The organism is Anaerohalosphaeraceae bacterium, assembly GCA_035378985.1.
Taxonomy (GTDB): Bacteria; Planctomycetota; Phycisphaerae; order Sedimentisphaerales; family Anaerohalosphaeraceae; genus JAHDQI01.
The window spans coordinates 19,041-29,203 of sequence record DAOSUR010000023.1 but is presented as its reverse complement, the minus strand read 5'-3'; the positions used below and the strand labels follow the sequence as shown (position 1 = coordinate 29,203).

The 10,163-nt window shown below is 51.5% G+C and carries 11 protein-coding genes; 7 read left to right on the top strand and 4 right to left on the bottom strand.

Annotation, left to right across the window (positions count from 1 at the left end):
- Positions 1-140 precede the first annotated feature (140 nt).
- From PKY88_12300 to PKY88_12290, 3 genes are read left to right on the top strand one after another with little or no spacing between them, the layout of a single operon-like run.
- The gene (locus tag PKY88_12300; protein ID HOQ05981.1) at positions 141-809 is read left to right on the top strand and encodes an RHS repeat-associated core domain-containing protein; all 669 of its coding nucleotides are present in this window, start codon (positions 141-143) and stop codon (positions 807-809) included.
- Positions 809-1,735: a hypothetical protein gene (locus PKY88_12295; GenBank protein HOQ05980.1), complete on the top strand. Its 927-nt coding sequence runs from the start codon at positions 809-811 to the stop codon at positions 1,733-1,735. The genes PKY88_12300 and PKY88_12295 overlap by 1 nt, the downstream gene beginning before the upstream one ends.
- 51 nt (positions 1,736-1,786) lie before the next feature.
- On the top strand, positions 1,787-1,987 hold the full coding sequence (locus PKY88_12290; GenBank protein HOQ05979.1) for a hypothetical protein: 201 nt from the start codon (positions 1,787-1,789) through the stop codon (positions 1,985-1,987).
- Here the strand turns inward: PKY88_12290 and PKY88_12285 are convergent.
- Positions 1,971-2,618, bottom strand: a complete 648-nt coding sequence (locus PKY88_12285; protein ID HOQ05978.1) for a YqaA family protein — start codon at positions 2,616-2,618, stop codon at positions 1,971-1,973. The two genes, PKY88_12290 and PKY88_12285, sit on opposite strands and share 17 nt — an antisense overlap.
- Before the next feature lie 75 nt (positions 2,619-2,693).
- Between PKY88_12285 and ispE the strand changes: the two genes are divergently transcribed.
- Positions 2,694-3,608, top strand: coding sequence for a 4-(cytidine 5'-diphospho)-2-C-methyl-D-erythritol kinase (ispE, locus tag PKY88_12280; protein ID HOQ05977.1), 915 nt, complete (start codon positions 2,694-2,696; stop codon positions 3,606-3,608).
- Between the two features lie 21 nt (positions 3,609-3,629).
- Positions 3,630-4,052: a SpoVG family protein gene (locus PKY88_12275; protein HOQ05976.1), complete on the top strand. Its 423-nt coding sequence runs from the start codon at positions 3,630-3,632 to the stop codon at positions 4,050-4,052.
- 98 nt (positions 4,053-4,150) lie between these two features.
- On the opposite strand, the gene PKY88_12270 is transcribed toward PKY88_12275, so the two are convergent.
- Complete coding sequence (locus PKY88_12270) at positions 4,151-4,450, bottom strand: hypothetical protein (protein ID HOQ05975.1); 300 nt, start codon at positions 4,448-4,450, stop codon at positions 4,151-4,153.
- A 239-nt stretch (positions 4,451-4,689) separates the two neighbouring features.
- On the opposite strand from PKY88_12270, the gene PKY88_12265 reads away from it, so the two are divergent.
- A complete protein-coding gene (locus PKY88_12265) occupies positions 4,690-4,890 on the top strand; it encodes a hypothetical protein (GenBank protein ID HOQ05974.1) in 201 nt (66 codons plus the stop codon).
- Here the strand turns inward: PKY88_12265 and PKY88_12260 are convergent, their stop codons facing one another.
- Positions 4,891-5,832, bottom strand: a complete 942-nt coding sequence (locus PKY88_12260) for a tetratricopeptide repeat protein (GenBank protein ID HOQ05973.1) — start codon at positions 5,830-5,832, stop codon at positions 4,891-4,893.
- A gap of 224 nt (positions 5,833-6,056) precedes the next feature.
- On the opposite strand from PKY88_12260, the gene PKY88_12255 reads away from it, so the two are divergent.
- On the top strand, positions 6,057-6,407 hold the full coding sequence (locus PKY88_12255) for a cupin domain-containing protein (protein HOQ05972.1): 351 nt from the start codon (positions 6,057-6,059) through the stop codon (positions 6,405-6,407).
- 98 nt (positions 6,408-6,505) lie between these two features.
- Here the strand turns inward: PKY88_12255 and PKY88_12250 are convergent, their stop codons facing one another.
- Positions 6,506-10,102, bottom strand: a complete 3,597-nt coding sequence (locus tag PKY88_12250; protein HOQ05971.1) for a filamentous hemagglutinin N-terminal domain-containing protein — start codon at positions 10,100-10,102, stop codon at positions 6,506-6,508.
- Between the last annotated feature and the right edge of the window lie 61 nt (positions 10,103-10,163).

Below are 10,163 nucleotides of genomic sequence, written 5' to 3'. Positions count from 1 at the left end.
GGAGTCCTTCGCGTAAGAGTTATCCCCCACCTTGCAGCCGACAGGGACGGAGTCTGTTCAGAAAGGAGAGGTTTTGCGGAAATCCGGCGGAAAATAATGTCCGGTTCAGTTTTTGCTCAACATGCGGGCGGGATCGGATTGTGCAAAGTTATGCAGATACTCCGTACAGGCCGAGGGTTTCAGATTGCCAATTGCCGATTTTCAATTTTCGATTGTGCCGCCGGTGGGACGGTACGACTCAGTTGTATTATTCCCGGATGCGAGACTACTCGCCGCAGCTGGGCCGATTCCTCCAGCCCGACCCGGCCGGGTATATCGACGGGATGAACCTGTATGCCTATGTCGGCAACAATCCGCTCAATTGGCTCGACCCGTGGGGGCTGTGGACAGTAGGAGCCCATCGCCGGTTGGGAAGATATGGAACCGGCAGCGGCAAGTTTGATTATGCTCGTTTAGATTTGGATTATGATGCAAGAAACACAAAATACACTTATAGGCACTATCGAGATCTTTTATCTGCAATCCAGGATGCAAAAGAGGCGGCCGGACGTGGAGATGCAAAGGCCTTTGAATATCATGTGCACGAAGTCCAAGATTACTATTCCCACAGAGGAGCAGGGATTACTGTTGTTAAGCATATCCTACAAGGAAAGAGGCCTGATATCCCAGATACGCCTGAGAAACGAAGAATGTATGAAGCGGCCGACCGTAGGACAAGGAGATTGGAGGACTACTGGGATAAATATAACCCACCAACCGAATCAGAAGAGTCAAAATCTTCCGCGATTCCTGAGGGAGATAATTTGTAATGACGGTGTCTTGTTATAAAGGAAAGATAATTTATATTAGTACCTGGCTTGGATTTTTCGCGTCCTGTTCTATCGGCTCTCTGCTATGCTGTGTTTTTTTGTATACGGCAATTTATGCGTTGTCGTTCAATATAGAAATCTATATTGGTTTTCTTGCATTCTTCGGTTTACCATTTGGAAGTCTTATAGCGACCTCCTTGTGGAGTATTATATCGAAATTCAACCTTCATTCTGCTGATTTTTTGTCAGGATACATTTCAAGCATATTATTTGTCCTGTTGTTTTGGCTGTTGAGTCAAGCGTTGACCAGCTTGCCGGGCGGAGACAAAATGCTTGCTGCTTTGTTCGCTATGACTGCGTCACTGGGCTTTTGTGTGGGCATTGCGTTTTCAAAATGGGTTTTACAACAGCCAAACAAGCTCCGTGAATTGTCGGCCGAGAAGACCAAAGGACTTTCAAATACAAAGTTATCCGCCGTTGTCGGGCAAATCGGGAGGTTTATGGCCGGGGCCATCGGTGCTTTTTTATTCATAGGACTATTATATTTAGCGGGGGAGGGGTATTTTTTGTTCAGTTATACCTCATCTGGCGCTGCTTTCGAAGATGTCTTTTTGGGATTTCTGACCTTTTTTGGTCTGCCTTTGGGAAACTTTATCGGGAGAATAATATGGAATCTTTTTTCTGTGTCCAAGCTGCAGGCCGTTCATTTTCTATCAGGATATGTTTCAAGCACAATGTTTATCCTAATGCTTTGGTTTGCTGATGCGGCGATGGGTGGAAAGGGTACAGGGGCTCGTCTTCCTATCTCTATGCGAAGGGATGAACTGTTTATTCTCTTTCCACTTGTGTCATCTTTAGGATTTAGCATAGGGTTTGTATGTATGAATTGGTGGCGGAAATCACATTCAGATAAAAACTCACGTTAATAATAGAATGATGATGACGATAGGAATAATGTTGTTCATGGTAGCGGCTCTTTGGCAAGAAAATATATTTATGGGCCGGGGACTTCAGATTGCCAATTGCCGATTTTCAATTTTCGATTGTGCCGGCGGTGGGATGCCTACACCGGCTTGTATTACTGTCGAATGCGCGATTATTCGCCGCAGCTGGGCCGATTCCTCCAGCCCGCTCGTCGGGGTCGAGGAAACATTCGACGGTTCAGCGGAAGAGTTTGAGGGCGGCAAAGCCGCCGGCCAGCAGGATAATAAAGGCCAAAGACAGCCAGTTGAAATATTTTTCAATGAAGGGACGGATGGCTTGTCCTTTCCAGCCGAACAGACCCGCAATTAGGAAAAATCGGGCTGAACGGCTTATCAGCGAGGCAATGACAAACCCCGCAAAATTGATTTGTGCAATCCCGGCCGTAATCGTGCACACCTTGTACGGCAGCGGGGTGAATCCGCAGGTAAAGACAATCCAGAAATCATACCGGTCGTACCATCTCTGAAATGCGGCAAAGTTGGCTTCGGTAAATCCCAGCGGGGCCAGATGGGTCATCACCCAGCCGCCGATGCCCGTCCAAAGAAACATCCCAATGGCGTAGCCGAAAATGCCCCCGATGACGGAGGCGATTGAGCAGGACAGGGCAAATCGAAACCATTTGCGGGGGGCTCCGAGGGTCAGCGGGGCCAAAAGCACATCCGGCGGGATGGGAAAGAAACTGGATTCGGCAAAACTGAGCAGGAAGAGTGCTTTTTCGCCGTGCGGAGTCTCGGCAAAGTGAATCACCCAGTTATAAAGCCGGCGGTGCCAGTGCCACCAGGGCAAAGACGGCGGAGTTGCGGATGCAGATTGTATTTGTTCCAAAGCCGGCTCCTGCAGAACTCTTTTCTTTTTGCGGGGATAATATATACTGCTTCCGGAAAAGTCAAGGAGAACACGATGGAAGCAGCGGCGGAGCAGTACAGTCAGTTCGAGCAAAGAGCAAAGGGGCTTTTGGTGCGGGCACCGGCAAAAATCAATTTGTCGCTGCTGGTGGCCGGCAGGCGTGCGGACGGCTATCATGAGCTGGAAACGGTGATGGCCAAGATTGACTGGATGGATGAGCTGCTGCTGGAACCTTCTTGCGGCGATGGGCTTGAATTGATTTGCCGGGGGCCTTACGCGGTTCCGGAAGGGCCGGACAATCTGGTCTGGAAGGCCTGGCAGCAGGTTTGCGGCCATATCGGAAAGCCGCTTCCTGTGCGGATTACACTGTGCAAGAATATCCCGGCGGGCACCGGACTGGGAAGCGGCAGCAGTGATGCGGCGGCGGCTTTGCTGGGACTGAATCGCTTGTTTGAGCTGAATCTGCCGGAATCCGCAATTCACGATATGGCGTGTCGTCTTGGGAGCGATGTGGCGTTTTTCCTTGATGGGCCGGTAGCTTTCTGCACCGGAAGGGGAGAAAAAATCAAAAAAATCCTTGATTTTCCGGATTTTAGAGCTCTTTTGATTGTTCCAAATGTAAGTGTCTCTACGAAAATGGTTTATGAAAATTATATCCATGAACCCAAACGTTTTGAAGCTTTGCGGGAACAAATAAATGATTCACTTTCAAAAAAGAGTATTGATTCTCTGGCTAAAATATGCGCAAATATGTTGCAGACAAGCTGTTTCCATTTGCACAGGGAGCTGGCGGACCTGAAGGGCGAGGTTGAGCGGCTCTGTGCAAGAAAGATCTGTTTGAGCGGAAGCGGTTCGGCGATGTTTATGCTCTTTGAAAAAGACTGCGACGCCAAAATCCAAACCTGCCGACAAATCCTTGAGAGGAATCTCGGCATCCTTTGCCGGATTGTCAACAACAATAGATGGTAAATTTGTTCGTGAGGCACCCTTATGGAAATCAGCGAAGTCAGAGTCAAACTTGTGGCCAATCAGGATGATCGGCTGAAGGCGTTCTGCTCGATGACGCTCGACAATGAGTTCGTCGTGCGGGACATCAAGATTATTGAGGGAGCAGGGGGGCTTTTTGTGGCAATGCCGTCCCGGAAGATGTCCGATCACTGCGGCAAATGCGGCGGCAAAAACAGCTTAAAGGCCAAATTCTGCAGCAATTGCGGAGCCAAACTGCAGGACAATCGGGTTAAACAGGATCAGCAGGGACGGATGAAACTTCACGCGGATATTGCTCACCCCATTAATGCGGCCTGCCGGAAAAAAATTCAGGATGCTATCCTGGCGGCCTATCATCAGGAGGTCGAAAAATCCAAACAGCCGGGATACCAGCCGGTTGATTTGGATACACCTGAACCGGATTAAACTTTCGGCAGGGAAAAAAGGAGACGAATTTACAAAAAAACTTCAGCGGACACAAGATTATCTGCAGAATGCCGCCGAGTAACGTAGTAAGTAAGCGGCTATTCTTCAATAATTAATTCTTCGAGAATGCGGTCTAAGGCCGCATCCAGCCGACGGTCCATATCCAAGTTGTTTTCTGCAATTTCCCTTCGGGCACGCAATACTTTTTCCTGACGGACTTCCGGCAGAGACGCAATCAGCTGCAGCAGACGGCCGATAGGGTTGGCGTGGAGATGCTCCAGCATGGGCTCACCAAGCAGCTCATCGAGGTCGAGATTCATCCATTCGCTCTGGGATTTTTGTTCCATGTCGGCAATTGGGTTGCGGTTCGAATTGTTTTGAGGCATTTTCTTTTGCATATTTACTACCTGACAGGGTTTGGAATCGTTCTCCGACATTCCTTATCGGACCTGAAGATTCCTGGCTTTCCGGAGCCGCTTTTCGGGTTCCTCAAATCCTTTTTCTGAGGCGTTTTCTTCTGATTTTCAGAAGACCACAATATATTGTATGTCTGGTTGCTGCGTCGGGCTGTTTTTTCTCGCTGACTATGCTGTTATCGGCGTCATAAGGTTTGAATCTTTAAAAAAAGGAGCAAGTTTTGAGAAACGATATTTCATATAGATTTGTACTCTTTTTGTCAGAAAATCAAGTCGATAAGTCTGATAGCAGGTTTTTTACCTGGCCTAATTTAAAAGAAGAACTGTCTGTTTTTGGGGAAATAGGAGAAATGGACAGCGCACAATATATAGGGTGTTCAAAAAAAAGAGAGAATCCAGGGAGTAGAGGATGGCTGGTGTAATTATCCGGCAGTTTCGGATGAGGAGTTAGATCCTGCAGCGGCGGCGGCGATGATAAAGTCGTCAGAACGGATTTTGTCTATTTGTTCATAAAGTCGGGCCACTGACACAGTGTCACCGGAGGAGATTACGGTCGATAAGGCCTTGTCGAAATAGGTCTGCATTTGCTGCAAATCACCCTGAAGGCGGCAGATTTTTGCTCCAAGCAGATAGGAATCCAGCAGAGTTCGGTGAGTTTGGCCGTAAATTATCTGCTGGACTGCTAAAACCTGCCGGAGCTGTTGTGCAGCAAGTTCATATTGTCCGGTTTCGAGGTATAATTCGGCCAGTCCTTTTCGAACCTGGGCGGTATAAAGATGATTCTGTCCGAATTCCACTGTCACTTTCTCGAGCATTTCTGTAAAGATTGCTTCGGCTTCATCCCAGGCCCCCAACTGAGTGAGAAGAGCAGCCTGATCGATGTAAAAGGGGGTCAGGATTCGATTGTCAGGTGTGTGATGTTTTAAAATGATGTCGAAGGCCCATTCGAGAGTCTCCGCCGCTCGGTCGAGGCGATGCTGGCGAATATAGACCGCCGTCAGATTCCGAAGGGTATGGGCCACGTATGGATGGTCGGGACCGAGAGCGTTTTGCTGGGCGGCCAACCCCCTCCAGAAAAGTTCTTCGGACTCAGCCAAACGGTCCTGATACGAATAAAGAGTTGCCAAATCGATCATGCAGATAGCTCTTTCGCTGTCTGAGGCGTCATCGGACTGACTGTGCTGAAGGGCACGCAGCAGATATCCTTCGGCTTTATCGTACTGGCCGTAGGCCATATAAAGGCGGGCAATACTGCGGAGCTTTCGTGAAGGGAGTTGGTCCTGTTGAAACGAGGCAGAAAGAGCGGAGGAGAGCATAAGAAACATCAGACCTGCCCAACGGGATATGTTTTTGAAGGTCCGCATAAATAATGAATCCTTTCTTTTGTCTAATTTACCCGTCCTGTGTAAAATCTACATAACACTTGAGATGACGACAAAATAGACAATCTGCTTAACTTGGGTGTGATTCTCTGCTGAAAAAAGAATGAAAACAGAGCGGATAGTCCGATAAACAATTTGAGACGGTTTCTGGCAGGAAAAGGTTAGACAAGGCGCCCACGTTTACAGGCGAGGAAAGGAACGACCCAATGATTATTAAAAATATCGAGAATGTGCCGGCAGAAGCGGTTCAGATGGAAGGTGCGAAGGATGTAAAGGTGCGAGTGATTTTCGGGCCGAAGGATAAAGCGCCTACCTTTGCGATGCGGCTATTTGAAGTCGGTCCCGGCGGGCATACTCCCTTTCATCAGCACAATTTTGAGCATGAGGTTGTGGTGCTGGCGGGTGAGGTTGCCGTCGTTCGGGAGGATGGAGCTGTTCCTTTAAAGGTCCATGATGCCCTGTTGGTGGCGGCTAATGAAGTGCATCAGTTTCGGAATCTGTCATCCTCGATGCCGGCACGGTTTCTTTGTTTGGTGCCGATAGCGTATCAAAAATAAGAATACAGGAATACAAGAATACAGATAATTAAGGGTAAAAAACAAAAAGCCCTTCGGATTGAATATCCGAAGGGCTTTTTAATTCAGGGCAGGATTGATTACTGCTGAATCTGCGTCAGCAGGTAAGCCGTGATGTTGCTGTTGCCGGTTTCCAGCAGCGAGGTGCCGTAGCGGTTCAAGGCGAAGGTCACCGGGTCACCGATGGGCGCCTGAATCTGACGGTCGAGGATGGTGACATACCGGACAAAGGCATCCACGAACTCCATCGCAGAGGCATAGCGGCTGTCGGTTTGAGCATTCTGGGAGAAGGCCGAGGCGATAGCGGCTCCCATTTCGGGTGTAAAGGGCATATCCGCCGGGGCGATTTGCTCGAAGACGGCTGCGACAGCCGTCATCCGCTCGCTGTCTTTGAGGATGTTGGCAGCCGTAATCAACTGAGCACAGGCACTGCAGGGGTTCAGGGTCGGGTTCAGGGCCAGCGAGTTGGCAATCGCCACCTGGAGCTGGTCGGAATGGATGCCCAGTTCCGCCGCTGCCGCGTCCATTTCAAGAGGACATCCGCCCAGACGCGGTTCTTCGGGCCGATAGAGCGGGGCGACTTCGCCGGCAGGAGCCGCCGGGTCTTCGAGGACCCAGGCCCGGCCGTCCGTAATCTCCGGATTTTCCAGACCGGCTCCGCGGAAAACATAGTTGTAGCCGGCTGGGAAGGGGCCTTCTCCTTCCGCCGGGTCGGCATAAGGCAGCCGTCCGTAGGCGTCCGAGAGCCACTCGGTGATGCGGGAGACAACCTCCAGGCGGCCGCCGACGTCGCTGGTGATGCCGTTGCCGGCCAGCGAGTTTTTGAAGTTGGTTCCGAAGGTGATGGTATCGTAGGCATCGATGACCATCGCACCTTTAGCCGTTCCGGATTCGTCTACCGGCACTTTTCCATCGGGACCTTCATCGACCATCAGAGCATACAATGCGGGCATTGCTTGGCAGGAGCGAATCTGGGTACTCATATTGATTTGAACATTGCCGTCAGTGCTGGCTGTATAGATGGCGGCATCGAATGGCTCGCCCGGATTGCGGTCATAGCCGCCGATTTCCGCGGGCCCATCCACCAGAAGAAGGGAGTCACGGTCATCGACATCGTCATAGTATCTTCCGAAGGCATTCAGAGAACTGGAGGGGCCGAGAACAAGGTCATCGGCACTGATGACGGCGATAGCCAGCCGGTCGAACTGCTCGTACTGGATGTCGGAATTGAAGTAATACAACGGATTAAAGATACCCAAGCCGCCCCAGTGGTCGGAGCTGCCGGTAATGTTCACATTCAGTCCGTCCAGGTCATCGGTGTAAATACGTCCGGTCATGGAGTAAAGCAGGACTCCGCCGGTGGGCCAGACACCATAAAAACAGCCGGGTGTGGGCGACCAGCCGCAGCAATCCGGGCCGAAGGTGGTCACATCGCCGGCAACTTGGATATCATATTGGCCGATGACCCAGAGATTTCCCTGATGCGTGCTGAGGGCCGGGCCATAATCGTCGTAAAGCAGGTTGATGGAGCGATACAGTTCGTCGAATCCCAACCCAATAAGCCAGAGGTCTCCGGCAGTGCATTTGCGGACGAAACCTTCGGCCTGGAGAGTTCTTCCTGCTAAAAGAATCTGTTCTCCATTTCCATTGACCCATGTGTTATTGTGGAGATTGATATCGCCTGCGGCATATGTATTGCCGCCCAGACGAATGAGACCATCGGGGTCGTAATTGACCGATTCCACAAACTTGCCGCCAATGTTGGGAGTTGTTTTGATGGAGATATCAACGTTTCCGGAAGCGCTGTTAAGGTCGCCGGTTGTTGTGACCACTCCTCCGCCGTATCCGACATCTTCCCATCCTTTCAGAACGATATCTCCGCCGGCGCTGATTTGGTTTACTGTGATATTGCGTCCGGTCAGTTCAGTATTCTGTGCACTGTCTATGGTCCCGGAAGCCGTGATGTCTCCGAAACCAAGCAGATCGGAATCCGCTTGAATGAGAACGGAACCCTGATTGGCCTGAAGATTTCCGTCAATGGAGATGTTTTCTCGAGCGGCAATTTCGAGATTGCCTTCTGTGGCGGTAAGATTGGAACCGTTTTCAATAAAGACGTGAGACTTGATGTCCGTTGTGAGTGTTGGGTCGCCGGCGTTTAGCCGAATGCTTCCGGCAGTGATGTCATCCCGGACGTAGATGCTTCCGCCCGGAGCGTTCAGTCCATCTGTGACGGCAGAAAAGGCACCGGAGCCGCTATTGGTGATAGGGGCTTCGATCCAGATTCTGCTGTTAGCGTTCAGGGTCAGAGCAGTGTTGGTGTCCCAAAGAATTGAATGACGAACCCAAATCCAGCCCTGCTGAGCGGCGGTTCCGCCCGGATGGGTTGTTATTTCCACATTGCTTAAGGCCAGCTGGTTTTGTATCCAGGCATAACTGAGATGCTGTGTGGAAGACCATGTTCCATTCTGGAAGAACTGAAAACCATTCCATGTCATATTGGGACTGGTGACTGAATCGATTTGGATATTTGAGGGATCTATCAGGAATGTTCCGGTCTTTCCGTTGACGGCTGTTGTGTCCACATGCCCCCACAGTTCGATTGCCTGCCGACCGGAGACCTCGACGAAACCGCCGTCGCCGGATTCGGAACCGCCTTTGGCCCGGATTTGAGCATCCTGGCTGAAGAGAGCGGCCTGCGGAGAAAAGACAATCACCTGTCCGCCGTCGCCGTTTTCGGCGGCATTGGCGGAGGTGATGCTCTCAGAGCCGAGAACGACTGCTTCGCCGGCCGTCAGGGCAATCCGGCCGCCGTCACCCTCTTGGGCATCCGCAGACACTGTGCCAAACTGGCCGACGCGGCCCGTTTCGGTCTGCACGGAGGCCCCCAGGCCTTTGAGGTCATCAAGGGCCTGCACGTACAGGTCGCCGGCGGCCAGAATAATCGTGCCGGCCGGGGCTTCGATTTTTCCGCCCTCTTCGTTAACCGCCAGAGCCGAAGTTTCCGGAGCGGAAGCCAGCCGGACCCGCACGGGGCTGGTTTGATTTTCGGCCAGGTACACTTCATCCGCCGAGGCCAGCAGGACAAAGCCGCCGGCCGGAGTTTGGATGATTCCGCGGTTGATGACTTCCCGCCCAATCAGAGCCACCTGCTCGGCGGTAATGGTGCCGAGGTTTTTGACGGCTCCGTCGGTGACGATAAACTTCAGGGTGTCCTGCGTCAGGAAGTCCTGGTCGCTGATGGTCATCGCTCCGGCGGTAAACTTAGCGGCCTGAACCGAAGCGGTCGGGCCGAAGACGACGCCGTTCTGGTTTATGACAATGATATGTCCCTGATTGCCGAGAATCGTGCCGTCGATTCGGGTGGCTGATGACTGCAAATCCCGGTTGAGGACGACAAAAGCACCGCCGTCCCGGACGAACTGCAAAGTCTGCTTGTCGCTGATGTTCAGGTCCTGCCAGTTGATGACGGCCTTGGCGGAACCGGTGCCGGCATTGACCGTCACCGTGGTGACTCCCTCGGCAGCGATGGGACCGACGGAGACATTGCCGGTCTGCGGGTCCGCTCCGCTCATTGCCCGGACCTGAGCGATGTTCAGGTGAAGCGTGCAGACAATCAGCAGGGCAGAGGTGGCCTGACGTACCGTAAGAGCCGAAAGAGACTGAGCAAAAGTTTTCATTGTGTTCCCCTCAAGTATTTTTATTGAAAAATCTTTCTGGTTCGTTCGTATCTTTTCTGAC